Annotated in this window: 24 protein-coding genes and 1 pseudogene; 6 read left to right on the forward strand and 19 right to left on the reverse strand. The window is 61.4% G+C overall.

Going from position 1 to position 24,498, the window contains the following annotated elements:
* Nucleotides 1-106: 106 nt before the first annotated feature.
* Entirely contained in the window at nt 107-2,482 is a 2,376-nt protein-coding gene (locus BLU46_RS03190; protein WP_063031291.1) for an efflux RND transporter permease subunit, read from the reverse strand.
* Nucleotides 2,483-2,497: 15 nt separating this feature from the next.
* The gene (locus BLU46_RS03195; RefSeq protein ID WP_063031293.1) at nt 2,498-3,538 is read right to left on the reverse strand and encodes a WD40/YVTN/BNR-like repeat-containing protein; all 1,041 of its coding nucleotides are present in this window, start codon (nt 3,536-3,538) and stop codon (nt 2,498-2,500) included.
* Between the two features lie 342 nt (nt 3,539-3,880).
* Here BLU46_RS03195 and BLU46_RS03200 point away from each other — a divergent pair, with 342 nt between their 5' ends.
* Nucleotides 3,881-4,996, forward strand: coding sequence for a Gfo/Idh/MocA family protein (locus BLU46_RS03200; RefSeq protein ID WP_093198501.1), 1,116 nt, complete (start codon nt 3,881-3,883; stop codon nt 4,994-4,996).
* A gap of 136 nt (nt 4,997-5,132) precedes the next feature.
* Here BLU46_RS03200 and BLU46_RS03205 read toward each other — a convergent pair whose 3' ends face one another.
* From BLU46_RS03205 to BLU46_RS03225, 5 genes are all read right to left on the reverse strand, one after another.
* Nucleotides 5,133-8,246 carry an efflux RND transporter permease subunit gene (locus BLU46_RS03205; protein WP_093198504.1) on the reverse strand — a complete coding sequence of 1,038 codons (3,114 nt, stop codon included), beginning with the start codon at nt 8,244-8,246 and terminating at the stop codon, nt 5,133-5,135.
* A complete protein-coding gene (locus BLU46_RS03210) occupies nt 8,243-9,514 on the reverse strand; it encodes an efflux RND transporter periplasmic adaptor subunit (RefSeq protein WP_093198509.1) in 1,272 nt (423 codons plus the stop codon). The genes BLU46_RS03205 and BLU46_RS03210 overlap by 4 nt, the downstream gene beginning before the upstream one ends.
* A complete protein-coding gene (locus BLU46_RS03215) occupies nt 9,507-10,745 on the reverse strand; it encodes a TolC family protein (RefSeq protein ID WP_093198512.1) in 1,239 nt (412 codons plus the stop codon). Before BLU46_RS03215 ends, BLU46_RS03210 begins: the two co-directional genes overlap by 8 nt.
* A gap of 96 nt (nt 10,746-10,841) precedes the next feature.
* The gene (locus tag BLU46_RS03220; RefSeq protein ID WP_063031299.1) at nt 10,842-11,189 is read right to left on the reverse strand and encodes a hypothetical protein; all 348 of its coding nucleotides are present in this window, start codon (nt 11,187-11,189) and stop codon (nt 10,842-10,844) included.
* Between the two features lie 297 nt (nt 11,190-11,486).
* Nucleotides 11,487-12,392: a hypothetical protein gene (locus tag BLU46_RS03225; RefSeq protein WP_003219728.1), complete on the reverse strand. Its 906-nt coding sequence runs from the start codon at nt 12,390-12,392 to the stop codon at nt 11,487-11,489.
* Nucleotides 12,393-12,760: 368 nt separating this feature from the next.
* Between BLU46_RS03225 and BLU46_RS03230 the strand changes: the two genes are divergently transcribed.
* On the forward strand, nt 12,761-13,444 hold the full coding sequence (locus BLU46_RS03230; RefSeq protein WP_003219726.1) for a response regulator transcription factor: 684 nt from the start codon (nt 12,761-12,763) through the stop codon (nt 13,442-13,444).
* The gene (locus BLU46_RS03235; RefSeq protein WP_017477141.1) at nt 13,422-14,819 is read left to right on the forward strand and encodes a sensor histidine kinase; all 1,398 of its coding nucleotides are present in this window, start codon (nt 13,422-13,424) and stop codon (nt 14,817-14,819) included. The genes BLU46_RS03230 and BLU46_RS03235 overlap by 23 nt, the downstream gene beginning before the upstream one ends.
* Nucleotides 14,820-14,951: 132 nt before the next feature.
* On the opposite strand, the gene BLU46_RS03240 is transcribed toward BLU46_RS03235, so the two are convergent.
* Genes BLU46_RS03240 through BLU46_RS03250 form a run of 3 tightly spaced genes read right to left on the reverse strand, consistent with a single transcriptional unit; the run spans nt 14,952 to nt 17,215 of the window.
* Complete coding sequence (locus tag BLU46_RS03240; RefSeq protein ID WP_093198514.1) at nt 14,952-15,368, reverse strand: SRPBCC family protein; 417 nt, start codon at nt 15,366-15,368, stop codon at nt 14,952-14,954.
* A 28-nt stretch (nt 15,369-15,396) separates the two neighbouring features.
* Nucleotides 15,397-16,194: an SDR family NAD(P)-dependent oxidoreductase gene (locus tag BLU46_RS03245; protein ID WP_093198519.1), complete on the reverse strand. Its 798-nt coding sequence runs from the start codon at nt 16,192-16,194 to the stop codon at nt 15,397-15,399.
* A gap of 16 nt (nt 16,195-16,210) precedes the next feature.
* The gene (locus tag BLU46_RS03250; RefSeq protein ID WP_093198524.1) at nt 16,211-17,215 is read right to left on the reverse strand and encodes an aldo/keto reductase; all 1,005 of its coding nucleotides are present in this window, start codon (nt 17,213-17,215) and stop codon (nt 16,211-16,213) included.
* A 118-nt stretch (nt 17,216-17,333) separates the two neighbouring features.
* Between BLU46_RS03250 and BLU46_RS03255 the strand changes: the two genes are divergently transcribed.
* On the forward strand, nt 17,334-18,275 hold the full coding sequence (locus BLU46_RS03255; protein WP_093198529.1) for a LysR substrate-binding domain-containing protein: 942 nt from the start codon (nt 17,334-17,336) through the stop codon (nt 18,273-18,275).
* A gap of 73 nt (nt 18,276-18,348) precedes the next feature.
* Here the strand turns inward: BLU46_RS03255 and BLU46_RS03260 are convergent, their stop codons facing one another.
* From BLU46_RS03260 to BLU46_RS03280, 5 genes are all read right to left on the reverse strand, one after another.
* On the reverse strand, nt 18,349-18,558 hold the full coding sequence (locus BLU46_RS03260) for a YXWGXW repeat-containing protein (RefSeq protein ID WP_081253176.1): 210 nt from the start codon (nt 18,556-18,558) through the stop codon (nt 18,349-18,351).
* A 236-nt stretch (nt 18,559-18,794) separates the two neighbouring features.
* A complete protein-coding gene (locus BLU46_RS03265) occupies nt 18,795-19,271 on the reverse strand; it encodes a periplasmic heavy metal sensor (RefSeq protein WP_093198533.1) in 477 nt (158 codons plus the stop codon).
* Entirely contained in the window at nt 19,268-19,699 is a 432-nt protein-coding gene (locus BLU46_RS03270; protein ID WP_093198538.1) for a hypothetical protein, read from the reverse strand. The genes BLU46_RS03265 and BLU46_RS03270 overlap by 4 nt, the downstream gene beginning before the upstream one ends.
* Nucleotides 19,696-20,277: an RNA polymerase sigma factor gene (locus BLU46_RS03275; RefSeq protein WP_063031311.1), complete on the reverse strand. Its 582-nt coding sequence runs from the start codon at nt 20,275-20,277 to the stop codon at nt 19,696-19,698. Before BLU46_RS03275 ends, BLU46_RS03270 begins: the two co-directional genes overlap by 4 nt.
* Before the next feature lie 47 nt (nt 20,278-20,324).
* Complete coding sequence (locus tag BLU46_RS03280) at nt 20,325-20,645, reverse strand: YXWGXW repeat-containing protein (protein ID WP_063031313.1); 321 nt, start codon at nt 20,643-20,645, stop codon at nt 20,325-20,327.
* Between the two features lie 270 nt (nt 20,646-20,915).
* On the opposite strand from BLU46_RS03280, the gene BLU46_RS33010 reads away from it, so the two are divergent.
* Nucleotides 20,916-21,059, forward strand: a complete 144-nt coding sequence (locus tag BLU46_RS33010) for a hypothetical protein (protein WP_167410160.1) — start codon at nt 20,916-20,918, stop codon at nt 21,057-21,059.
* Between the two features lie 4 nt (nt 21,060-21,063).
* Here BLU46_RS33010 and BLU46_RS03290 read toward each other — a convergent pair.
* Nucleotides 21,064-21,311: pseudogene (locus BLU46_RS03290) on the reverse strand (DUF1652 domain-containing protein).
* Between the two features lie 243 nt (nt 21,312-21,554).
* On the opposite strand from BLU46_RS03290, the gene BLU46_RS03295 reads away from it, so the two are divergent.
* Nucleotides 21,555-22,499, forward strand: coding sequence for a GGDEF domain-containing protein (locus tag BLU46_RS03295; RefSeq protein WP_093198542.1), 945 nt, complete (start codon nt 21,555-21,557; stop codon nt 22,497-22,499).
* 287 nt (nt 22,500-22,786) lie between these two features.
* Here the strand turns inward: BLU46_RS03295 and BLU46_RS03300 are convergent, their stop codons facing one another.
* The 3 genes from BLU46_RS03300 to BLU46_RS03310 form a co-directional block, all read right to left on the reverse strand.
* Nucleotides 22,787-23,047 carry a hypothetical protein gene (locus BLU46_RS03300; protein ID WP_017477129.1) on the reverse strand — a complete coding sequence of 87 codons (261 nt, stop codon included), beginning with the start codon at nt 23,045-23,047 and terminating at the stop codon, nt 22,787-22,789.
* Between the two features lie 4 nt (nt 23,048-23,051).
* Nucleotides 23,052-23,498: a GNAT family N-acetyltransferase gene (locus tag BLU46_RS03305; RefSeq protein ID WP_093198545.1), complete on the reverse strand. Its 447-nt coding sequence runs from the start codon at nt 23,496-23,498 to the stop codon at nt 23,052-23,054.
* Nucleotides 23,499-23,588: 90 nt separating this feature from the next.
* Nucleotides 23,589-24,488 carry a helix-turn-helix transcriptional regulator gene (locus BLU46_RS03310; protein ID WP_063031321.1) on the reverse strand — a complete coding sequence of 300 codons (900 nt, stop codon included), beginning with the start codon at nt 24,486-24,488 and terminating at the stop codon, nt 23,589-23,591.
* Nucleotides 24,489-24,498 lie beyond the last annotated feature (10 nt).

A 24,498-nucleotide genomic window follows, 5' to 3' on the forward strand; every position in this document is an offset into this window, starting at 1 on the left:
TCAAGGGGAAAGACCTCATGATAGGTCAAATCGTTGCATCGGCCTAAGCCCGCGCAAAGCAAAACGCCGTGGCACAGGCCACGGCGTTTTGACGAACAGCGTTGGATCAGTGAGCGAACAGCGAATTGCCCTTCTGCCCCGCCAGCTTCTCGGGTTTGATCAGGAAGCGTGCCAGCGCCGGCAGCAGCCACAGCGCGCCGAACATGTTCCACAGCAGCATGAAGGTCAGCATCAAGCCCATGTCGGCCTGGAACTTGATGGCCGAGAAGATCCACGTGGCCACACCGATGGCCAGGCACAGGCCGGTGAACAGCACGGCTTTACCGGTGGACTTGAGGGTCTGGTAATAGGCTTCCTGCAACGGCAGGCCGGCCCGCAGGAAACTCTCCAGGCGGCTGTAAATGTAGATGCCGTAGTCCACGCCAATCCCCACGCCCAGGGCCACCACCGGCAAGGTCGCAACCTTGACGCCGATGCCCATGAACGCCATCAGTGCGTTGCCCAGCACTGAGGTCAGCACCAGCGGCAACACGATGCACAGGGTCGCCGCCCAGGAGCGGAAGGTGATCATGCACATGGTGGCCACGCACAGGTACACCAGGATCAGGATGGTCAGCTCGGACTCCTTGATCACCTCGTTGGTGGCGGCTTCGATCCCGGCGTTACCGGCGGCGAGAATGAATTCCAGGCCGTCCTTGTTGTTCTCCTTGGCGAAGTCCTGCACCGCATGCACCGCGCGGTCGAGGGTTTCGGCCTTGTGGTCGTTGAGGAACACCAGTACCGGCGCCAGGGAGCAATTGTTGTTGTACAGGCCATCGGCACGGGCGATGGAGTTGTTCAGCACGTCAGGGTTACGGGACAGGGTTTCCCATTTCAGGTTGCCCTCGTTCATGCCCTTGATCATCTGCTTGGACACGGTCACCAGCGAGATGGCCGACTGTACGCCCTCAGTGTTCTGCATCTTCCACATCAACTGGTCGATGGGCGCCATGGCTTCATAACGCGAGCAGCCTTCCGGCGGCGTCTTGACCATCACCACCAGCACGTCGGAGCTGGTGGAGTAGTTGTTGATGATGAAGTTGTTGTCCTTGTTGTAGCGCGAGTCCGGGCGCAGCTCCGGTGCGCCCTGGTCGAGGTCGCCGATCTTCAGATTCTGGCTGTACCAGAGGCCGCCACCGAAGGCGACCAGTGCCAACGCAATCGACACCGGCGCGACTTTGGGGCTGGCGAATTTCGACAGCAGGCGCCAGAACGGGTGTTCGCGGTGTGCATCTTTCTTGCTGCGCTCGATGGCGCGTTTGCTGATGCCCACGTAGGAGATCGCCACCGGCAGCAGGATCAGGTTGGTGAATACAATGACCGCCACACCGACCGAGGCGCCGATGGCCAGTTCACGGATCACGCCGATGTCGATGATCAGCAGGGTGATAAAGCCGACCGCATCGGCAAGGATCGCGATCATTCCCGGCAGGAACAACTGGCGGAACGTACGCCGGGCGGCGGTCAGGGCGTTGTCGGCATCACTGGATTGCAGGGCGATCCCATTGATCTTCTGTACACCGTGGGAAATACCGATGGCGAAGATCAGGAACGGCACCAGCATCGAGTAGGGATCGAGCCCGAAACCCAGGGCATGCATCAACCCAAGCTGCCAGATAACCGCCACCAGCGTGGTGCTCAACACCGCGACGGTACTGCGCAGGCAGTTGGTAAACCACAGCAGCAGCACCAGGGTGATGACGAAGGCGATACCGAAGAACATCACCACCATCACCAGGCCGTCGATCAGGTCGCCGACCTTCTTGGCAAACCCGACGATGTGGATCTTGACGTTGGGGTTCTGGGCTTCGAACTTGTCGCGGATCTTGTCTTCGAGTTCATGGGAGAACTTGCGATAGTCCAAGGCCAGCAGCTTGCCCTGGTCTTGCGGGTCCGGGTAGGACTCCAGCAGCGGGATGTCGACGATGCTCGATTTGAAATCGTTGGCCACCAGCCGCCCGACCTGCCCGGACTTGAGCACGTTGTTGCGCAACTGGTCGAGGCTTTCCGGCGAGCCGTTGTAGCTCTGGGGGATCACTTCACCGCCGGCAAAGCCCTCTTCGGTGACTTCGGTCCAGCGCACGCTGGGGCTCCACAGGGACTTGAGCCCTGAGCGGTCGACGCCGGAGATGTAGAACACCTCGTCGTTGATCTGGCGCAGGGTCTCCATGTACTCCTTCGTGAAGATGTCACCGTCCTTGGCCTCCACCGAGATGCGCACCGTGTTGCCCAGGTTCGCCAGGTCATTGCGGTGCTCCATCATCTTCTCGATGAAGGGGTGCTTGAGGGGGATCATTTTTTCGAAGCTGGTGGACGGGCGAATCAACGTCGCCTGCCAGAACAGGAAAATACTCACCAGCAGGCAGATCGTGATCACTGCCGGGCGGTTATTGAAAATCAGGCGCTCGAGAAACGTGGCCTTGTCGTTGTGATGACTGCTCATGGTGTCCCCGCCTTCTTATTGTTTTGTCGGCTCGGCGCCAGTTGGACTGGCCACGCGAACGCCGCCCTGCCCCGCCAGAATCAAGTTGCCGTTGCCCGCCGCCGTGACCGCCGACAGAGAAATGCGGTCCGGGCGATTGAATACGCTGAAGGTCAGGCCGTCGTCGTGGCTGACTACCACGCTGCCGCCGTTGCCCACCACCACGATGGAGCCGTCGTCCAGCAGGGTCGCCCCCGACAAGCCGAACTCCAGCGCGCCACGGGTGGCATTCAGCTCCACCGGTTCCCAGGTGCTGCCAAAATCCGTGGAGCGAAACAGGTTGCCGCGCAGGCCGTAGGCCAACAGGGTCTGCGCCTGGGCGGTGCCGATCACGCCGAACAGCGAGCCCTCGTAGGGGCCTTCGAGTTTTTCCCAGGTTTGCCCCTCGTCATGGGAGCGGAACATGCTGCCCTGCTCGCCGACGATAAACAGCCCGGCGTCTTTCACCTGGGCGATGGCGTTGAGGTGGAATTGGTCTTCGTTGTCGAGGCGGTCGCTGACGTCATCCCAGGTCTTGCCGCCGTCGGTGGTTTCGATCAGTGCACCGTAGGCGCCCACGGCAAAGCCGTTGCTGGCGTCCTTGAACCAGACGTCGAGCAGCGGCGCTTCGCGCTTCAAGTCCTGGAATTGTTGCGTCCAGGTCACGCCGCCATCGGTAGTGGCGAGGATCTGTGCGTCATGGCCCACCGCCCAGCCGTGTTGGTCGTCGGCGAAAAATACGGCGGTCAGCAGTTGCCGGGTGGGGACTTTGGCCTGAGTCCAGGTGGTGCCCTGGTCGTCGGAATAGAGGATGTGCCCGCGATCACCGACCGCGACCAGGCGTTTGCCTGCGTGCACCACGTCGATCATCAGGCTTTTGGCCGCCTTGGGGGATTCAATGGCAAACACCGCTGCGGCGGTGGTTTCAGTGGCGGCGTGGGCCGGTGTCGACAACGCGACAACCCCCAGCAACGAGAGCGCTGTGGCCAACAATGCGACCCTGCGCGTGGCCTTCGGGCGGAAAAACACCACACCCATGACAGGCTCACTCATAGACCTTTCTCCCATTTATTATTGTTAGGTCGTCTTGCCGTGGGGAGCCCTGAAACCTGCAATCTAGAGCGCCTTGAGCAAGCTGGGCCATCCTAGCGGGCTTTGGAATCGTCTGACAATCGGCGCTACGTTATGTTTTGTTAACTGGAGGGGGTTTGAGCCAGTGCTGAATGTAGCGCTATCAGCAGCGGTGATCGTAGAGGGGGGCTCCCTCGCCACAGGGTGAATGGGGAGCCCTGAAATGAATTTTTATTCTATGTGTTGAGTTTTGGGAATATTTATTCCATAAATAGCCCTCTCAAAACAATAATTCGAAGGAACCCGGCTATGCGCGAACTCGGAATTGGCCTGATTGGCACAGGCTTTATGGGGCGTGCCCACGCTCTGGCATTCAATAACGCACGGGCGGTGTTTGAACTGCCGGTGAAGCTCACACTGGCCGCCCTGGCCGATGCCGATACCGAACGCGCGACACGCTGCGCCGCGGACTGGGGGTTTGCCCAGGCCCATGGCGACTGGCAGCAGTTGATCGACGATCCCAAGGTCGATGTCGTCGCCATCACGACCCCTAACCATTTGCACTTCCCGATGGCCATGGCTGCGCTGGCGGCGGGCAAGGCGGTGTATTGCGAGAAGCCGCTGGCGGTGAGCCTGGAGCAGGCGGCCGCCATGCGTGACGCGGCGAGCAAGGCCGGGGTGGTGACGCGGGTGGGTTATAACTATCAGCACAACCCGATGATTGGTTTGGCCCGGCAGTTGATCGCCAGTGGTGAGTTGGGAGAGATCATCAGTTTTCAGGGGGAATTCAGCGAGGATTTCATGGCGGATGCATCGTCGCCGTGGTCGTGGCGCTGTGAGGTGGGGCATGCCGGCGGTGCCTTGGCGGACTTGGGCAGTCACTTGCTGTCCATGGCGCGGTATTTGGTGGGGGATGTGCTGAGTGTGTGCGCCGATACGCAGACGGTGCATGGGCAGCGGCCTGCTACGGCGGGGAGTGAAGCACTGCGGGACATTGCGGTGGATGATCAGGTGCATGCGTTATTGCGGTTTGCCAATGGTGCGCGGGGGACGGTGAGCAGCAGTTGGCTGAAGCATGGGTATAAGAATCACCTGAGCTTTGAAATCAGTGGCACCCGGGGCACGTTGTTGTTTGATCAGGAGCGGTTGAATGAATTGCAGCTGTTTCGGGTTGGGCAGGAGGGGTTTCAGCGGCTGCTGGCGGGGCCTTCGCTGCCCGGGTATGCGGCGTTCAGCCCGGCACCGGGGCATCAGTTGGGGTACAACGAGTTGAAGACGCTGGAGGTGCATGAGTTGGTGATGGCGTTGGCTGGCAAGGGCAGCGACGGGACGGATTTTGCGGCGGCTTGGGAGGTTGAGCGGTTGGCGACGGCGATTCGGGTGGCGGCTCGGGAAGAGCGGTGGGTCAAGCTGAATGAGGTTTGAAGGATAGAGGAGGTCAAATGTGGGAGCCGGGCTTGCCCGCGATAGCGGTGTGTCAGTCAGCATATTCGGTGACTGATACACCGCTATCGCAGGCAAGCCAGCTCCCACAGAAGCCAGCTCCCACATTTGATTTTTGTCAGCTTTGAGTTTTGCGCATGAGGCGGTAGGCCGCCGGGATGACGAAGAGGGAGAGCAAGGGTGCTGTGAGCATGCCGCCAATCATGGGCGCGGCAATCCGGCTCATGACTTCGCTGCCGGTGCCTCCACCTAAAAGGATCGGTAACAAGCCTGCGATGATCACGGCCACGGTCATCGCCTTGGGCCGCACGCGTAATACGGCACCTTCGGTGATGGCTTCCAGCAAGGCCTGGTCCCCTCCTCCCTGGCGTTCGGCCCAGGCATTTTTCAAATACAGCAGCATGATCACGCCGAACTCCGCCGACACCCCCGCCAACGCGATAAATCCAACACCCGTAGCCACCGACAGGTTGAAGCCCAGCCAGTACAGCAACCACACCCCACCCGTCAGTGCGAACGGCAACGTGGCGAGGATCAGCAGCGCCTCATCCACCCGCCGGAACGTCAGGTACAGCAGCACGAAGATGATCAGCAAGGTCGCTGGCACTACCAGCTTCAGGCGTTCATTGGCCCGCTCCAGGAACTCGAACTGCCCCGAGTAGCTGAGACTCATGCCCGGTTGCAACTGCACCTGCTGGTTGATCGCCTCGCGCAAATCCTTCACCACCGACGCCAAATCACGGTCCCGCACGTCGATGTACACCCAGCCGGAAGGTCGGGCGTTTTCGCTTTTGAGCATCGGCGGGCCTTCGGTAACCTTGATGCTGGCCACGGTGCCCAAGGTGATCTGGCTGCCCGACGGCGTATAGATCGGCAGGTTGCTCAAGGCACTCACCGAATCGCGCCACTCCTTCGGGTAGCGCAGGTTGATGGGGAAACGCGCCAGCCCTTCGACCGTCTCGCCGATGTTTTCACCGCCAATGGCCCCGGAGACGATGGACTGTACATCTGTGATGTTCAGGCCATAACGCGCGGCGGCCGGGCGGTCGATATCCACGTCAATGTAGCGCCCGCCCGTCAGGCGTTCCGCCAGTGCCGAACTGACGCCAGGCACCTGCTTGGCGACCTTTTCCACGGCCTGGGTCACCGCGTCGATATCCATCAGGCGGGTGCCCGCAACCTTGACGCCGATCGGGCTTTTTACCCCGGTGGCGAGCATGTCGATGCGGTTGCGGATCGGCGGAATCCAGATGTTGGTCAGCCCCGGCACCTGCACCACCCGGTCGAGTTCCTTCACCAGTTTTTCCGGGGTCATGCCGGGGCGCCATTGATCTCGTGGCTTGAACTCGATGGTGGTTTCGAACATTTCCAGCGGTGCCGGGTCAGTGGCCGTTTCTGCACGGCCGGCCTTGCCGAACACATGGGCGACTTCCGGCACGCTCTTGATCAAGCGGTCGGTGCGCTGCAGCAACGCGCCTGCGGTTTGCGTCGACAACCCCGGCAGCGCCGAAGGCATGTACAGCAAGTCGCCTTCATCCAGCGGCGGCAAGAATTCACCGCCCAGATGCGACACCGGCCACAGTGCACTGGCGACCATCAGCAGCGCCACCAGCAAGGTCATGCGTGGCCAGCGCAGCACCGCTTCGAGGGCCGGTTGATAGAGCTTGATCAGGCCGCGGTTCAGCGGGTTGCGTTGCTCATCCGGAATACGCCCGCGAATCCAGTAGCCCATCAGCACCGGGATCAAGGTCACCGACAACCCCGCCGCAGCGGCCATGGCGTAGGTCTTGGTGTAGGCCAGCGGCCCGAACAAGCGGCCTTCCTGGGCTTGCAGGGTGAACACCGGGATAAACGACAAGGTGATGATCAGCAGGCAGAAAAACAGCGCCGGCCCCACCTCCACCGCCGCATCGGTGATGACCCTCCAGTGTTCTTCACCCTTCAATGCCTGGTTCGGATGCGCGTGGTGCCAGGCCTCGATTTTCTTGTGGGCGTTCTCGATCATCACCACCGCGCCATCGACCATCGCGCCGATGGCAATCGCAATCCCGCCCAGGGACATGATGTTGGCGTTGATGCCCTGGAAACGCATGACGATAAAGGCAATCAACACCCCCACCGGCAACGAGATGATCGCCACCAGAGACGAGCGCAGGTGCCACAGGAAGATCCCGCACACCAGCGCCACCACCAGAAACTCTTCGAGCAGCTTGTGGCTGAGGTTGTCCACGGCGCGATCGATGAGTTTGCTGCGATCGTAGGTGGTGACGATTTCCACACCGGGGGGCAGGCTGGTTTTCAGTTGCTCCAGTTTGGTCTTGACCGCCGCGATGGCCTCGCGTGCGTTCTTGCCGCTGCGCAGGATGACCACGCCGCCCACCGCCTCGCCTTCGCCATCCAGCTCGCTGATGCCTCGGCGCATGTCCGGGCCCAGCTGGATCGTCGCCACATCCCCAAGGGTAACCGGCACGTTGTGGGTGTCGAGCCGCAGGGGAATGCCGCGAAAGTCCTCCAGGGTTTTCAGGTAGCCGGACGCACGCACCATGTATTCCGACTCACCCATGTTCAGCACCGAACCGCCGGTTTCCTGGTTGGCCTTGCCGATGGCTTCCACCACCTGGGCCTGGGTGATGCCGCGACTGGCCAGGGCCAGCGGGTCGATCTGCACCTGGTACTGCTTGACCTGGCCGCCGATGGTCGCCACTTCGGCGACATTGGGCAGGGTCTTGAGCTCGAACTTGAGGAACCAGTCCTGCAACGAGCGCAACTGCGCCAGGTCATGTTTGCCGGTGCGGTCCACCAGCGCGTACTGATAGATCCAGCCAACACCGGTGGCATCCGGGCCCAGCGCCGGCTTGGCCGACGCCGGCAAGCGCGCCTGCAACTGGCTCAGGTATTCCAGCACCCGCGAGCGCGCCCAATACAGGTCGGTGCCTTCGTCAAACAACACATAGACGTAGCTGTCGCCGAAGAACGAAAAGCCGCGCACGGTCTTCGCACCCGGCACCGAGAGCATGGTGGTGGTCATCGGGTAAGTGACCTGGTTCTCGACAATTTGCGGCGCCTGGCCCGGGTATGGCGTGCGGATGATCACCTGCACATCCGACAGGTCCGGCAAGGCGTCCACCGGGGTGTTCTGGATCGACCACAGGCCCCAGGCGGTCACGAACAAAGTCGCCAACAACACCAAAAAGCGGTTGGCCACCGACCAGCGGATCAACAGGGCGATCATGGCCGAGCTCCCGGTTGCATGCTCATGCCGCCCATGGAGTCTTCACTTGAAAAACCGTCGGACGCCTGAGTGGTAATTCCCTTCAAACTTGCTTCAGAGTCCAGCAGGAATTGACCCGAGGCGACTACCTGCTGGCCTTCCTGCAGGCCAGAAACAATGACGGTCTGGTCTTGGTTCTCTGCGCCGACCTGGACTTCCGCCGGTCGATAACGTCCGCCCTCTTCAGCCACCATCACCAGCACGCGTTTGCCGGTACGAATCAACGCCTCGCTCGGCAGCAACAGCACCGATTGCCCAGTCGATTGGGCCAAACGTACTTGGGCAGTCATGCCGGGACGCAACGCGCCGTCAGGGTTGGGCAGTTCGACTCGCACCTGCACGGTGCGGCTATCCATGGCGGTAGCGGGCAGGATTGCGGCGACGGTGCCTTTGAATACCTGGCCCGGCAGCCCGACAAAACGGCTCTCGACGGTTTGCCCAACGGCCAACGCGGCGCCCTGGGCTTCAGGCACCGCGACTTGCAGCCATACGGTGCCCAGGCCGTTGACCCGCGCGAGGGTTTGTCCGGTCGCAACGGTCATGCCCTCGCGCACATCCAGGGTTTGCAACGCGCCGCCTAACGGGGTGGTAATGGTCATCACCGATTGCACCCGGCCGCTGCGCTCCATTTGCGTGATCAACCCGGCAGGCATTCCGCTCAAGCGCAGGCGCTGGCGGGCGGCAGCCAACAAACCTGGATCGCTATGTCGCAGCGCAAGGAACTCTTCCTGAGCGGCGGCCCATTCGGGCACCAGAATGTCAGCCAGGGGCGCCTGAGCCTTGAGCACATCCCCCGGCGCACGGGCGTAAACCCGCTCCACAAACCCCGCAGCCCGCGACTGCACCACCGCCACATCGCGGTCGTTGAAGGCCAGGATTCCCGACAGCTCAAGACTCGACGCCAGCACCCCACGGCTGACGCTCGCCAGGCGCACACCGATGTTCTGGGTCAGGCTCGAGTCGATATGAATTGCCGCACTCTCCTCGGCGCCACCGGCGTAGCGCGGCACCAGTTGCATGTCCATGAAGGGCGATTTGCCCGGCTTGTCGAATTTCTGCTGCGGGTACATCGGGTCGTACCAGTACAGCGCCTTTTTATCGTCCGGCGCCTGCATCGTCCCGGCCATGTCCGGCTGTGCCTCGCGCATCTGCGCCAGCCAGTAGCCGCCGCCCAGGCCCAACAGCAGCACGCCGCCCAGCAGGGCCACGTTCACGATTCGGTTATTCATTGGAGGGTTCCCCGTAAGCGAAATACAGCTGGGCGCCGATCAGGGCGCGCTGCTCAATGGCATCAATCTGTCTGAAGCGCGCCTCGACCCACTCGCGGCGGGCGTTGACCACGTTCATCAGGTCGCCCTTGCCCGCGCGATACCCCGCCAGGCTCAGGGACACTTTCTCCTCGGCCAGCGGCACCAGACTGTCCTGGCCGCGCTGCACGGCACGGTCCAGGCGCTGGTAGTTGGCCAGGTCGTCTTCGAGTGCCTGGGTGTGTTCACGGGTCTTGGCTTCGCGTTCGGCCTCCAGTTGGTCGAGTTCGGCCTGCTTGGCGGCGATACCGGGGTTTTGCCGGCGACCGGGGAAGATTGGCAAATCGAAGGTAAATTGCAGGCTGACCATGTCGCCGTACTCACGGCCTCGGTGCTGGTAGTCCACTTCCCAACTCCAGTCCGACGTTTTTTGCGCCTTGGCCTCGTTCAGCCGGGCTTCGGCCTCGCGGGTGCGCGGTGCAAAGGCTTGCAGAACCGGGTGCTGGTGCAGGTTGTGGGTGAAGCCGGTGGTGTCGATTTTCCAGTTCGGCAATTGCCCGCTGGGGGCTTCGCTGGCGGCCGGGCCAATCCAGCGCTTGAGGGCGGCCCGAGCCTGGGCGCGTTGCTGGGTCAGCTCATCCTCGCGCTCGGCCAGGTCAGCCGCTTCCTGCTTCGGGATCACAGCGTCGGAAGGCTGCCCGCGACCACCGGCCAATTGCGCACGCACAGTGTCTTGCAGCAGGCGATTCTGCTGATAGAAGTCCTTGAACAGTGCCTCTTTGCGTTCCACCGCATAGGCGCGAATCCACGCCTGGGCGGTGGCCTGCCGCACGTTCAAACGTTCGATCCGGCCTTCGGCGGCTGCCGTGTCCACGGTGGCCGACGCCAACTCAACCCGCGCCTTGCGCTTGTCGCGGCTGGGCACCTGTTGCTGGATACCGATCATTTGCTCGGTCATGTCATCGCCATACAGCGTGCCGCGATTGGGCCCGCCAATGGGGAAATTCTGCAGACCGACTACCAGTTTCGGGTCCGGCAGTTCGCCGGCCGGAATCGCTGCCTGGCTGGCAGCCTGCAATTTGGAGGATTCAGCCGTCAGCGACGGCGCGTTGTTTTGCGCCAGGCGCAAGGCTTCATCCAGGGTCAGCGCGGACGCCAGCGTCGGCCACGCCAGCACGCCCATCACCAGGGCACACACGCATAGGAAATTCATCTTGAAGTGTCCTGTTCTGTTGCGCTGCGCACCGCTTTACGCGGCCCACAGCAAGGCCGTCCCGGGTCAGGGACGAGTCTTCAGGTGCAACAGGAATCAGGTGCGGGGCGGACGCCAGACGCCGGACGGCGTGCGGTCGGGGATGAAGTCAGAAGAGACGCTGACCAGCTGCGCACTGGAAACAGTCACCGGTGCCTTGAGCACCGGTATCGACAATTGCAGCATGCCGCCAGTCTTGCACTCCTGGCCGGGTTTGCAGCTTTTGCCGTGGTCAGCGGGCGTGGCGCCGTCCTGGCAACAGTCAGGGGACATATCGCTCATCATCTGCATGCCGGACATCTGCATCGGGCACGGCTCGGTGCTCGACGGCACACCCGCCATCCCGGTCAGGGGAAGCGCAAGACTCAACAGCAGGACCAGGAAAAAACGCAGATAGCGGCTCATGGGACGGGAGCTTAGCCAAAAGGAGGTTAAGCAACAATTAACAAAATCCGGAGATTTCGCCTTCGCCCGGAATGCAGCAACGACACAAAACAAAATGTGGGAGCGGGCTTGCTCGCGAAAGCGGTGTATCAGCCAATCCATATGTGACTGATACACCGCTTTCGCGAGCAAGCCCGCTCCCACATGGGGACCGAGCAAGCCTGAGGATCAGTGCATGAAGATCGCGATCAGGATGATGACCGGGATAGGCACACCGAGGAAAAACAGCAGTAATGAGCGCATGAGGTTCTCCTTGAATTAACGAACGGAAGTGGTGTGGGGAGTGGTTTCCAGGTACACCACGGCATCCCGGCGGCGACCGCCAAAGGTTGCAGCGAGGCTGGCGAAAAACGCACCGATCAACAGCGCCACGAAGGTCCACAGCGAGGTGTAGGCAGCCACTTTTGCAGCCGTGTCGGCAGCCTGCTTGGCTTTCAACTTGGCATCATCCAGCGCTTTTTGAGCTTGGCCGTAGACCTGGTCAACACGCGCCTCGGCATCGGCCTGGCTGAGGTTTGTACGCTGGCTGATCAACTGTGCAAGGTACGCACGGTCTTCAGGTGCCAACTGGCCGTTGTTGCTCACGGTGCGAGCGAAGATGCGGGCGACCACACCGTGCACGGCGTCATCGCTGACGGCTGCCGGGCGGTCATCACGGAACAGGCTGTCGACGTAGTAGCCGAAGTCTTCGCCCTTGGAGGCAGCGCCAGCCACCTGGCTCATGCCACTGACGGCACCCGATGCCACACTGGCACCGGCCTTCACACCACCGCTGACCACACTGCTGACCGAACCGACGATCAGCACCGCCGTCACCAGTGTCGCCACGGCCCAGGCCAGGAAGCCATGGGCGGTGTCGCGAAAGTACACCTCATCGCCGTGCATATTGGCCCATTTCACCCGCAGGCGACCGGCGATGTAACCGCCCATCCCCGACGCGATGATTTGCGTAACCGCCAGCCAGACAATGGTGGAAATGCCAAGCCCTTTGGCGCTGATACCACTGTCGGCCCACGGCGAAACCGCCGAAAAGCCCAGGCCGAAGCCCAGCAGAACCAGGATCAAGGACAGCGCAGCCGCGGCAGCAGCCCCGGCAAAGATCGCGCCCCAGGAAACCCCGGAGAGCGTGCTCGACTCTTGCAGCGTGGATGAGGATGTGATCATTGTTGTTTTGCTCCAGGCATGAAAAATAGTGTTACAAGTCTCAAAAGGGACAGTGCAGGCGACGTGCCAGAAGCCATAAAATTAAAAACTCATATATTTCAATAAGTTAAGTAATTTGAACTAATTTGAACCATGCAACTTGCAAGAAATGCCCTGAAGCGGCGGGCGTAATGCATTCCTTGTAGGAAACAATCCTTGAGCAAGCGGTGGTGTGCAAAAAATCCTACATGCACAGCGTTCGTTCAGATTCAGCGGGGTAAGGTGAATTGTGTCGTTTGTACCTACATAAATTTTTATTTAGGAAGCGCGCTATCATTTCTTGGCAAAATGCCCGCACTTCAGTGTGAATCGCTCACCAGGTAATCCTTATGACCCGCATTTTGACCATCGAGGACGACGCCGTAACGGCCCGCGAGATCGTTGCAGAGCTGAGTAGCCATGGATTGGACGTAGACTGGGTAGACAATGGCCGCGAAGGCCTGGTCCGTGCCGTCAGCGGTGATTACGACTTGATCACCCTCGACCGCATGCTCCCGGAACTGGATGGCCTGGCCATCGTCACCACCCTGCGCACCATCGGCGTATCCACACCGATCCTGATGATCAGCGCCCTCTCCGACGTAGATGAACGGGTACGCGGCCTGCGCGCCGGCGGTGATGACTACCTGACCAAACCGTTCGCCTCCGACGAAATGGCCGCCCGCGTCGAAGTGCTGCTGCGGCGCAAAAGCACAGTCAAGGAGTTCGAAACCGCCCTGCGCGTAGCGGATCTGGAACTGAACCTGATCAGCCGTGAGGCCAGCCGTGCCGAACAACCCCTGAGCCTGTTGCCGACGGAATACAAGCTGCTGGAATTCCTGATGCGCAACACCGGGCAAATCCTCTCGCGGATGATGATCTTCGAGGAAGTCTGGGGTTATCACTTCGACCCGGGCACCAACCTGATCGACGTGCACATCGGTCGCCTGCGTAAAAAAATCGACCCGCCGGGCCTCACGCCGCTGATCCGCACGGTACGAGGTTCCGGGTATGTCATTGCTGAACCCCTCTAAAGGCTGGCGCTCCTCCAGCAGCCGGCTGCTGGCGCTCTACAGTTCGTTGTTCGTGGCCTGGAGCTGCATCCTCATGGGTGTGCTCTACTACGAGGTCTCCGGTTACCTGGGAGACCTCTCGCGCCACTCCCTGATGCAGCGCCAGCACCTGTTCCAGCGCTTTGACGGCGAAGAGCTGGTAGAAGCCCTGACCACCAGCATGACCTTCGACATGAAGGGCGTTGACGCCTACGGCCTGTTCGACGACCAGTTCAACCCCATCAGCGGCCCGATCCGCGTGATACCGCCGGACCTGCCAATGGACGGGCACATCCACGCCCTGGCCAATTGCATCGACTCCGATGATCCGAAACTGCCCCGCGACAGCTGCGACGCCGTAGCCACCCACACCGAAGACGGCCGCTGGCTGATCCTGGTGCGCGCCAACGGCTCGCTGTTTGGCGTGACCCGGATCATCCTGCACGCCTTGCTGTGGGGGATCACCCTGACGATCATTCCCGGGGCCGCGGGTTGGCACCTGCTGCGCCGGCGCCCGTTGCGGCGGATTCGCGGGATCCAGGCGAGTGCCGAAGCCATCGTGGCCGGCGACCTGACCCACCGTTTACCGTTGTCTGATCGGCGCGACGAACTGGACATGCTGGCGGCCATCGTCAACGCGATGCTCGACCGCATCGAGAAGCTGATGAACGAGGTCAAGGGCGTGTGCGACAACATCGCCCACGACCTGCGCACCCCGCTGACCCGTCTGCGGGCGCAGCTGTACCGGATCCAGCAGCAGGCCGACGAAGACGCACCCCACGCCCTGCAACTGGACGCGGCCATCGCCGAAACCGACACCTTGATGGCGCGCTTTCGCGGCCTGCTGCGGATTTCCGAACTGGAAGACCATCAGCGCCGTTCAGGCTTCCTGGTGCTTGATCCCCTGCCCTTGCTGCAGGAACTCCACGACTTCTACCTGCCCCTGGCGGAAGAAGGCCAGATGGAACTGCTGCTGCAAGTGCCGGACTCGTTGCCCTGGATCACCGGCGACCGCGCGCTGCTGTTCGAAGCCTTGGCTAACCTACTGAGCAACTCGATCAAATTCACCCCGCCGGGCGGCGAAGTGATCCTGCGAGGCGTGAACGATGCCGGTAGCACCCGCATCGAAGTGCTCGACTCCGGCCCCGGGATTCCGGCAGCGGAACGGGCCGCAGTGTTCCAGCGTTTCTATCGGGTGGACGAAGGCAATCAACAGCAAGGCGGGTTTGGCTTGGGACTGTCGATTGTGGCCGCGATCATCAACCTGCACGGGTTCAAACTGGAAGTCGGCAGCAGCGAACGAGGCGGCGCGAAGCTGATCCTCGAATGCCGCCAGCAGTTGATGCCTGAAGCCTGAAGAACACCGCTGTAAATGTGGGAGCTGGCTTGCCTGCGATGCAGGCACCTCGGTTTATCAGTTACACCGAGTTGATGCTATCGCAGGCAAGCCAGCTCCCACATTTGACCTCATTGACCCCAAGCCAATACTTCAGCCTGGGAAATTGCCGCGCAACGCTTCCAGCCCGCCGCTGTAGACACCGGTAAACAGCTCCTCCACCGCCGCATCCGTCACACCGGCCACCGGAGTAAACACGCCCGACCAGGTGACCTTGGCGGTGCTGTCCGTCAACGCCTCAACCTTCAACGTTGCCAGATACTCACTCACCGGAAACGGCGACTCGCTGATGGAGTAGCTGTAAGTACGTGCCGCGTTATCAAAGCGTTGCAGCCGCTCCACCACAACACCACCATCCGCCGTTTGCAGATGGCGCACACGCCCGCCTTCACTCGGCTCGCTCTTGGCGATAAAGGGCAGCCAGTCCGGCAGCGAGTTGAAGCCGCCGACCAATTGCCAAACCTGTTCGGCCGAAACCGGGATTTCAATAACAGCAGATGCTTTTGCCACGATTAACACTCCAAACCATTCAAGAAAATCAGATCGCCATGCTGTCGACAACACCGCCGTCGACCCGCAACGCGGCACCGGTGGTTGCAGAGGACAGCGGTGAAGCAATGTACGCCACCAGATTCGCCACTTCATCCACATTCGCTGCGCGCTGGATGATCGACGTCGGTCGCGCATTGCGCACAAACACATCCGCCTCGTTCCGCGCACTGCGCCCGGACTTGGCCACGGCGTCCTTGAGCATGTGCTCCAGGCCATCGGTGAAGGTCGGCCCCGGCAGAATCGCATTGACCGTCACCCCGGTGCCCGCCAGGCGTTTGGCCAAGCCATGGGACACCGCCAGGTTGGCGCTTTTGGTGACGCCGTAGTTGATCATGTCGGCGGGCGTTGCCACACCCGATTCCGACGATACAAAGATCACTCGCCCCCAGCCCTTCTCGACCATGCCCGGCGTGTAGTGCCGCGACAAACGCACGCCGGAGATCACGTTGACCTCGTAGAAGCGCGTCCACTCGCTGTCGGGGGCGTCGAAGAAATCGACGTCGTTGAAGATCCCGAGGTTGTTCACCAGGATGTCGGCCCGCGGCTCGGCGGCGAACAGCTTTTCCGCACCCTCGGCCGTGCCCAGGTCTGCCACCAATCCACGTAGCTCGGCGCCGGGGACTGCCTGGCGAATCGTCGCCAGCGCCTCGTCGACCTTGCCCGATTCACGCCCGATCACTACCACCGTGGCGCCGGATTGCGCCAGGGCCTGGCTGATGCCCAGGCCGATGCCGGCGGTGCTGCCACTGACGATTGCGACTTTGCCACTGATATCAATTTTCATGTTCGCGTTCCTGTGGTTAGAGCGGCAGCGGTACACGGGCCGAAATCAATCGGGCGTCGCGCAGGGCCTGCCAAAAGGCTGCGGGAATCTTCTCTGACAACGCCGCGACGTCTTCAGCAATTCGCCCCGGACGACTGGCACCCGGAATCACTGCCGCCACTGCCGGATGGGCCAGGGAGAATTGCAGTGCAGCGGCTTTCACACTGACGCCATGAGCAGCGGCAATCGCCTTGATCTGCTCGACCTTGCTGATGATCGCCGGGCTGGCTTTCTGGTACTCAAAATGCGCACCGCCCGCCAGGATGCCGGAGCTGTACGGGCCGCCGACCACGATCTCGACGTTCTGCGCCAGGGCCGCGTCCATCAGGCGCTGCAAGGCACGTTCGTGGTCGAGCAAGGTGTAGCGACCGGCGAGCAGGAAACCGTCGGGCTGGGCTTCGGTCAGGTCCAGGGTCAACTCGCACGGCTCGACACGGTTGACGCCCAGGCCCCAGGCCTTGATCACACCTTCTTCACGCAGGCGGGTGAGCACTTTGAAAGCCCCAGTGCGCGCCTGATTGAAGTAGTCCAGCCATTGGTCCCCGTAGAAGTCCTGGGCGATGTCATGAATCCATACGATGTCGAGGCGATCCGTTTGCAGGCGGTTGAGGCTGTCTTCGATGGAACGCAGGGTGGCGTCGGCGCTGTAGTCGTTGACCATCTTGTTCGGCCGGCCGTGTTCGAACACACCGCTCTTCTCGCCGAGGTCGCGGGCGCTTTCTTCCACTTCATCGAGAATCAGGCGGCCGACTTTGGTGCTCAGTACATAGTCATCACGGTTGTATTTCGACAGGGCCTGGCCCAGGCGAATTTCCGAGAGGCCCGAACCGTAGAACGGTGCGGTGTCGAAGTAGCGCACGCCCTGGTTCCAGGCTGCTTCAACGGTGGCTTGCGCCTCTTCTTCCGGAATCGCGCGGAACATGTTGCCCAATGGGGCGGTGCCAAAACCCAGCACGCCGGGCAGTTTGTCTTTCAAGCTCATGGGGTGAATCCTCAAGATTGTTCAAGGTCGCTGTGTTGACCGTTGAGCAGATCGTAGATTGCAGAGATCGGACCGTCCAAGACATACTGCGACCAACTTGAGTCCCTGAAGGTCTGACATGATCGATTTCCGCCAATTGCGCTACTTCGTTGTAGTCGCTGAAGAAGAACACGTGGGGCGTGCTGCCGAACGGTTGCACATCTCCCAATCGCCCCTGAGTCGGCAGATCGCGCAACTGGAAGAACGCCTGGGCCTGACCCTGTTCGAACGCAGCCAACAACGTATCCGCCTGACCCGCGACGGCCAGACGTTCCTCGCCGAAACCAAGGCGCTGCTGACCCACGCCAACCGCCTGGAATCCCTGGGCCGGCGATTGGGCAAAGGCGAAGAAGGTGGGCTGTGCATCGGCTACATCGAAAACGCCATGCACGCGGGCGTGTTGCCGAATGCCTTGAAAGTCTTGCGCGATGCGCGGCCCAACGTGCATATCGCGCTGTACAACCTGCCCTCCGCTGAGCAACTGGAAGGCTTGCGCCAACGCAGCCTGGACATCGCTCTGGTGGGTGAGCCACCGGCGGCGGATGACCCGGACCTGATCGCCCTGCAAGTGCTGGACGACCCGATGCTGCTGGCGCTGCCCGAACATCATCCGCTGGCCAGCGTCAGCGAATTACTGCCCGAACATCTGGCCGAGCAGCAATGGATTGGCGTGCAACGCAAACCCGGGGCGAACCCGGCGGATGACTTTGTTGCTGCGTGCATTCGGGCAGGGTTTACCCCGCAGATTCCGATGGAAGCCAGCGAGCCGTTTACCGCGTTGGGATTGGTGGCGTCGGGGTTGGGTGTGGCGATGGTGCAAAAGGGTTTGAGCCGCAATGCACCACCGGGCGTGGTGCTGCGGGAACTGCCGTGGCTGACCTACACCACGCCGCTGTGGGCGGCGTGGCATCGGATCAATTTGCGGCCGTTGGTGGAGACGTTCAGGAAAGTCCTGACAGAGCCCCTATCACATGTGGGAGCCGGGCTTGCCCGCGATGCAGGCAGCTCGGTCTGTCAGTAAAACCGCGGTGATGCCATCGCAGGCAAGCCAGCTCCCACAGGGTTTCAGTGTCTCAGTCGAAAATGTGGAGGGTTCAATACCGCCAATGCCCCGGCACCCATAACCACTGCCCGTTCCCCCAGCGATAGTGCCCCCGCACCCACTGATACCCCGGCGCCGGCGCCACCGGCACTACCTCAACCAACGGCGGCGGGCGCCGCGGATGAACAGGTTCGACAATACAACCGGATAACGCCGCCGCCATCAACATGGCGGCCAGCGTGGCCTTGAATATGCGGGACATGGCACGGTTCCCCAATGAGACTGGCCTTCGCCTGAGTGGCGGGCCTACCCGGGTTAAACGCGGCCAACCGGGAAATCCGTCGCCCGTCTCGGTTATTAATGCTCGTTCCCACGCTCTGCGTGGGCACGCATCCCGTGACGCTCTGCGTCACCACTGCGCAAGACTTGAACCTTGCATCGCCAACTGGACGCAGAGCGTCCGAGGCGGCTTTCCCACGCAGAGCGTGGGAACGATCATCAGTGGCTCTTGGCGGCCTTGCCCTTCGTCTGCCCCTTCATATACAACGCTTCCACCAACCGCTGGCGTTCATCCCGGGGCAAGGTGTTGGCGAATTGCGCCAGGGTGTTGTCCACCAGTGCCCGGAGCGCCATGTCCGCCTCCCGGGCCTTGCCCAGATCCGTCACCAGCGCCGCACGATCCAGGGTCGGCGCTTCCAGTTGCTTGATCACATCCAGCCGCGCCTCACGCCCGGCAAGCACCAGCGGCTGGCTGTCGGCGCGGTTCTGGCGCAGCAACTGGCGCAGTTCCTTGCGCCGTTCCGGCGGCAGCTTGACCATCGCCTGGCGCAGGCCATGTTGGTTCACCACCGCTTCGGCGGGCTTGGTATTCGCCAGCCAGTGGTACAGGCCACCGCCGACACCACCGATCAAAAACACGTTGAACAACACCGACACAACCAGCAGCGGCTTCAGGTACTTGGGTGACGGGGTCATTGCTCGCTTTCCTCGGCGTTGACGGTGAAGACGACTTCGGCGTCGCCCTGGTCGAAGACACTGGGCAGTACTTCAGGACCGAGCGTGGGCAGCGGGACGCTCAAGGACGCTACCAGGATGCCGGCGGCAATCCCGGCGATGCCCACGCCGACGAAGCCGGCGGGCGATAGCCAGCCGGCGTAGCGTGCCCAAAAGGACTGGCGCTGGGGGAACGACTGGCGAATCTGCCGCGCCAGCGCCGGGTCGACGGGCGCCAGTTGATAGGCGTCCAACTGGCCATCGAGCCATCGCGCCTGGTGCAGCACCTCACGTACGCCGGCCTCGCCTGCGTCCAGCAGTGCCTGGGCCTGCGCCTGTTCGGCACGGGGCCAACGGTGCAGGTGGCCGCCGTAAGCCTCGGCCAGTTGGGCAAATCGTTCAGGCGTCATGGTTTTCCCCTTCCTGGGCGGGCGGGCCCGGGTGTGTCGTCAAGGTAACTGCGCAGGTTGCGCCGGGCCCGTGACAGCAAGCTCTCCAGTGCCTCGACGCTGATGTTCATCAGCGCCGCAGCGTCGATATTCGACAGCTCTTGGTAATACTGCAACACAATCGCCTCGCGCTGGCGTTCGGGCAGCGACGCCAGCGCCGCCGCCATATGCTCACTGCGGGCGGCGGCTTCCAGTTGTTCATCGGGCGCAGGCGCCGTGTCGACCACTTCGCTCATGGCCTCCTCATCGTTCAACGGGCGCTCCTTGCGCCGACGCAAATGGTCATGGCACAGGTTGAGCACCACGCGGTGCAACCAGGTGTCGAAACGCGCTTCGCCGCTGCGCCAGCTCGCAGCCTGGCGCCAGATACGCAGGAAGCTTTCCTGGGCCACGTCCCTGGCCTCGTCGGCATCCCCGAGAATCCGACTGGCGAGCGCGAGCAAACGCGGCAGTTTGCGCGTCACCATTTCGTTGATGGCCGCCGGTTCGTTGTTTCCGATGCGGGCCAACAGCTCAACGTCCGGATCAGTGTCTTTCAATAGGGCAAGTCTCGGTCCGGTGGCTAAGGGTCAGGTTGACGGGATGGTCAGCGGACCCAGTGCCCTTCGATCCAGTACCAGTTGGGGCCGCGCGACTCCCAGTGGCCAGGTTCCCAACGGGCGTTGCGCATCACCGGCTGCCAGTGGCCCGGCACCCAGGCATAACCGCGCCCTTCGTAGCGCCAGTGCCCGCGGTCCCACACATAGCCAGGGCGTTCGACGGGAACGGCCTCGACGCGCATCGGCGGTGGCGCTTCGCGGATGATGACTTCGGTCTGGGCAAAGGTCGGCGTGCTGACCAGGGCGGCCAGTGCCAGCGGGATCAACAGGGCATAACGTAATTTGGCCAGCGGTCGTGCAAGTCTCATGACAACTCCTTCATCGGCGATCGCCAGTGATCGCAGCTGTAGGGTTGAACGGCGGGTGTCCGAATAATCCGTCGCGTCGACATCAACTTTTTTCGCGACCGTTCAGGACAGCAGACAGGGCCAGTATTGCCCAGGGTTTGCGGGGGATTGATGAAATATGCAAAAAGCTGCGACGGATTTGGCCAGGCGGTCGCGTTCAAGGGTTAACCGTTGGCAATCGGCAAGCACTTTTTGTCGATTGGCAACGTTCACTACCTTGAGGAAATCACCATGACTCGTCGAATTTCACTGCTGGTTGCCGCAGTCCTGCTCATGAACCTTGGCGGTTGCGTGTTCCTGCCGGGCCACCGTGATCACTGCTGCTGGCGCGGTTACGGGGTGGTAACGACCCCGACAGCACAGGCCATTTCCTGAGCCTCTAGCTGACCGCCGCAAACCCTCTGCGCCCGGCCTTGATCTCGGTGCGCAGTTCGCCAATCAGGTTTGAGATGGAACGGATGCTGTCCAGACCTTGGGGGACACGCGGGTCAGCAGCAGGTCGACGCGCCCGCACGCCGGGTCGAAGATGTTGATGCGCAGCGAACCATCGCTGTTCAGCGAGCAGTCGCAGGCGAGCGGCAGGAAGCCGGACTCCATGATGTGGCGAAACTCGGCGATCGAAACCATGCGGGCACCCTTCCCTGTACGGGGCTCGGAGGACGTGATCCGTCTAGGGTAGATGAGCTTTTTCAAACTGCCCGGGAATTAATGCAAAAGTGATACTTGGTGCGCATTTCGGCTAAAACCGCTGGCCGGCTGACGCCAAAAAAACCACACCGACACCCTCTTATCCGATGCCGCGCGAAGGGCTTGCTTCCTGGTGATGATGGCCAGATGCTCTGGTTTTTTCCGACACCGAGAGCACTCCGCATGAGCATCGAACCTTTGATCGAACCCGACAGTGCTGTGTACAAGACGTTGCTGGAATCGACCAAGGCCATTCCCTGGCGTATCGACTGGGTAACCATGACTTTCAGCTACATCGGCCCGCAGATCGAGGCGCTGCTGGGCTGGACGCCGCAGAGCTGGGCCACCGTCGATGACTGGGTGGAACGCATGCACCCGGACGACCGCGAGTATGTGGTCAACTTCTGCGTCTCCCAGTCCCGGGCCGGGGTCGACCACGAAGCCGATTACCGGGCGCTGACCGCCAGCGGCGAGTACGTGTGGATTCGCGACGTGGTGCACGTGGAGCGCAAGGACGGCGAGGTGCAGGCGCTGATCGGCTTCATGTTCGATATCAGCGAGCGCAAGAAGACCGAGGAACACCTGATCCGCCTGCAAAAACAGTTAGAGGAATATTCGTTCCAGGACGGCCTCACCGGTATCGCCAACCGGCGCATGTTCGACACCGTGCTGGCGCGGGAATGGACCAGTGCCCAGCGCAGCCAGTTGCCGCTGTCGTTGATCCTGTTGGATATCGACTATTTCAAGCAGTACAACGACCTCTACGGGCATATCAAGGGTGATGAATGCCTGCGGCAAGTGGCGCATACGCTCTCCCGGGCGGCCAACCGGCCACGGGACTTCATCGCGCGTATCGGCGGTGAGGAGTTTGTGTGGTTGCTGCCGGAAACCGATGCCGAATCCGCCCGCCGAGTGGCCGAACGCTGCCTGCACCTGATCCGCCAGCAGCAGATCGAGCACGGGCATTCGGCGGTGTCGAACCTGCTGACATTGAGCCTGGGGGTGGGGACTTGCACGGTAAAGCCGGGCAGCGCGGCGCTGGCCTTTGTCGAAGCCGTCGACAAGTTGCTGTACCAGGCCAAGCGCAATGGCCGGATGCGCGCAGAGTTTGCCGACGTAGAGGATTGATACATCCCTCAAATCGCGGGCAAAAAAAATCCCAAGTAGCTGATGGAAACTTGGGATTTAAAAATGCATAAACCGTGGGAGGTGAACGCCCGGCTATATTACCGAGCGGCAAAACTTGTAACAAGATAATTTTCAACCTTTCGTCGGATTAAAACAGCGCTAAGTCATTCAATAACCACACATTTTTAATGGATCCGATTATTGAAAGTGCCACTTTTTGGTGCAATAACGCCCTGCATTAAACACACTTGCTCGGTTTAATTCCGCGATAAAAATAAGGTTATTGATTAGAAGTGCGTGGGCTTCTTCAAATAATGCTCAAACAGGTGTTTGCAGGGATCCACCAGCACAAGTTCGTTCTGAGCCGTGCCGCGCGAAACGCTGGCTGCCTGGCGGCATAACGCCAGGCGCTCCGCCGCCTCTTCCCGCTGCCGGTCTACCTGGGCATTGAGCCGAACGAAATAGGCCCCCAACAACACTGCGACACACAGAACCCCGACGACAAAATAGCGGAAGGCGTTGGATTGAGGGGGTTCCAGCTCACTCATACACTCATTGCACCTTGTGTTTCTGATAGCGAACGTCGTCGCCCTCAGCCGTGCCGACCACCGACCAGCCAAGCCGTTGGTAAAAGCCATTGGCCCGGATCTGTTCCCGCCCGTCAGTGGTCAGGCAGAGTGTGTCGTGGCGTTCGAACAGCGCCGCCTCCGCCACCGCCATCAGTTGGCGGCCCAACCCGAGGTTTTCGTGGGACGGCAACACAAACAGCGCGAACACCTCGCCTTCGGCAAGATCGACCATTGAAAACCCCACAGGCGCACCGTCCACTTCGGCCAGCCACACACAGGGCGCTTCACCCATGCAGTCAGCGACGACCTGCGGGGTAATCCCCAGCTCAGCCATCTGCTCGCGGCTTAGATGGTTTTGCACCACCGCGGTGCGAATATCGAAAATAGCATTGATATCGCCCGGCGTTGCCAACCGTATAACCGTACCCATGTGCACCGCCTCCCGGTGAGACGCTCAATTGTATGTAAATTGAAACACATCGGTTGTGTTGGATTTGTAAAACACTCACCGGATTGCGCGTTAATTCTGCTCACGCCGCCTGAACTGCCCCGGCGCGAGCCCGTGGGCCTTGCGAAAACACCGGGAAAAATAGGCCTCGTCGGTAAACCCGCAGCGGTGCGCAATTGCGCCGATCATCTGCGGGCTGTTGAGCAGCAGCGTGCGCGCCAGTTGCATGCGCCGGTCGAGCACCAGTTGCGAGAAGGGTTTGCCGGTTTCCTTGCGCAACAGGTGGGTCAGGTAGTTGGGTGACAGAAAGGCTGCCGCCGCCGCATCGGTCAGGTTCAACGACGGCTCGTGCAAATGCTCACGGATGTAGCCTTGCACCCGAGCCAGGGCGTCCTTGCGGCCACGGCGGGTGGCGTTGTTGGCGGCGAAGGCCTGGAGCGGTTCGGCGTACTGCTGGCACACCAGCCCAATCAGTTGGAACAGGTAACCCTTGAGCCGCTCCCGGGCCCCGAAGCTACGGTGGGCGTCCAGGCTGCGCATGTGTTCCAGCCAGGTTTTGACTTCTTCGAAGGCCGCGTCGTCGAGGATGAAATCCAGCTGCTCCTGGAAGCGGAACGGCGACAGCTCCGGGGCCTGGCCGATGGGGATGTCTTCCAGGTCCAGCGGGTCGCAGGTCAGTTGCGGCAGGAAAAAGCCCTGGCTGAAATTGATCAGCATGAAGTCGCCGTCTTCGGGATGGGGAATCACGTGCAGGCGATGGGGCAGGATAAAGGCCAGGGCCTTTTTCGGAAACGGGCGCACCGCACCGCCGATGTGCTGCACGGTGTCGCCGCCCAGGTTGATCTGAATCTGGAAGTATTCGTGGCGATGGGGACTGGTCAGCGCCGCCCTGCCCCGCTTGTCGCGGATGTAGAAGTCGGAGCGGTCGCTGCGTTGTTCCATGCCATAGGTGGTGATGCGGGTGCCGGGCATACGTACTTCT

Source organism: Pseudomonas yamanorum, from assembly GCF_900105735.1.
GTDB lineage: Bacteria > Pseudomonadota > Gammaproteobacteria > Pseudomonadales > Pseudomonadaceae > Aquipseudomonas > Aquipseudomonas yamanorum.

Bases quoted from the DNA above. Each gene is read 5' to 3' on its own strand.
- BLU46_RS03270 (WP_093198538.1), bottom strand. From the start codon at position 19,699: ATGACGCCTGAACGATTTGCCCAACTGGCCGAGGCTTACGGCGGCCAC.
- BLU46_RS03255 (WP_093198529.1), top strand. From the start codon at position 17,334: ATGATCGATTTCCGCCAATTGCGCTACTTCGTTGTAGTCGCTGAAGAA.
- BLU46_RS03190 (WP_063031291.1), bottom strand. From the start codon at position 2,482: ATGAGCAGTCATCACAACGACAAGGCCACGTTTCTCGAGCGCCTGATT.
- BLU46_RS03235 (WP_017477141.1), top strand. From the start codon at position 13,422: ATGTCATTGCTGAACCCCTCTAAAGGCTGGCGCTCCTCCAGCAGCCGG.
- BLU46_RS03245 (WP_093198519.1), bottom strand. From the start codon at position 16,194: ATGAAAATTGATATCAGTGGCAAAGTCGCAATCGTCAGTGGCAGCACC.
- BLU46_RS03195 (WP_063031293.1), bottom strand. From the start codon at position 3,538: ATGGGTGTGGTGTTTTTCCGCCCGAAGGCCACGCGCAGGGTCGCATTG.
- BLU46_RS03295 (WP_093198542.1), top strand. From the start codon at position 21,555: ATGAGCATCGAACCTTTGATCGAACCCGACAGTGCTGTGTACAAGACG.
- BLU46_RS03260 (WP_081253176.1), bottom strand. From the start codon at position 18,558: ATGTCCCGCATATTCAAGGCCACGCTGGCCGCCATGTTGATGGCGGCG.
- BLU46_RS03210 (WP_093198509.1), bottom strand. From the start codon at position 9,514: ATGAATAACCGAATCGTGAACGTGGCCCTGCTGGGCGGCGTGCTGCTG.
- BLU46_RS03265 (WP_093198533.1), bottom strand. From the start codon at position 19,271: ATGACCCCGTCACCCAAGTACCTGAAGCCGCTGCTGGTTGTGTCGGTG.
- BLU46_RS03225 (WP_003219728.1), bottom strand. From the start codon at position 12,392: ATGATCACATCCTCATCCACGCTGCAAGAGTCGAGCACGCTCTCCGGG.
- BLU46_RS03310 (WP_063031321.1), bottom strand. From the start codon at position 24,488: ATGCCCGGCACCCGCATCACCACCTATGGCATGGAACAACGCAGCGAC.
- BLU46_RS03305 (WP_093198545.1), bottom strand. From the start codon at position 23,498: ATGGGTACGGTTATACGGTTGGCAACGCCGGGCGATATCAATGCTATT.
- BLU46_RS03230 (WP_003219726.1), top strand. From the start codon at position 12,761: ATGACCCGCATTTTGACCATCGAGGACGACGCCGTAACGGCCCGCGAG.
- BLU46_RS03200 (WP_093198501.1), top strand. From the start codon at position 3,881: ATGCGCGAACTCGGAATTGGCCTGATTGGCACAGGCTTTATGGGGCGT.
- BLU46_RS03215 (WP_093198512.1), bottom strand. From the start codon at position 10,745: ATGAATTTCCTATGCGTGTGTGCCCTGGTGATGGGCGTGCTGGCGTGG.
- BLU46_RS03280 (WP_063031313.1), bottom strand. From the start codon at position 20,645: ATGAGACTTGCACGACCGCTGGCCAAATTACGTTATGCCCTGTTGATC.
- BLU46_RS33010 (WP_167410160.1), top strand. From the start codon at position 20,916: ATGACTCGTCGAATTTCACTGCTGGTTGCCGCAGTCCTGCTCATGAAC.
- BLU46_RS03220 (WP_063031299.1), bottom strand. From the start codon at position 11,189: ATGAGCCGCTATCTGCGTTTTTTCCTGGTCCTGCTGTTGAGTCTTGCG.
- BLU46_RS03300 (WP_017477129.1), bottom strand. From the start codon at position 23,047: ATGAGTGAGCTGGAACCCCCTCAATCCAACGCCTTCCGCTATTTTGTC.
- BLU46_RS03250 (WP_093198524.1), bottom strand. From the start codon at position 17,215: ATGAGCTTGAAAGACAAACTGCCCGGCGTGCTGGGTTTTGGCACCGCC.
- BLU46_RS03205 (WP_093198504.1), bottom strand. From the start codon at position 8,246: ATGATCGCCCTGTTGATCCGCTGGTCGGTGGCCAACCGCTTTTTGGTG.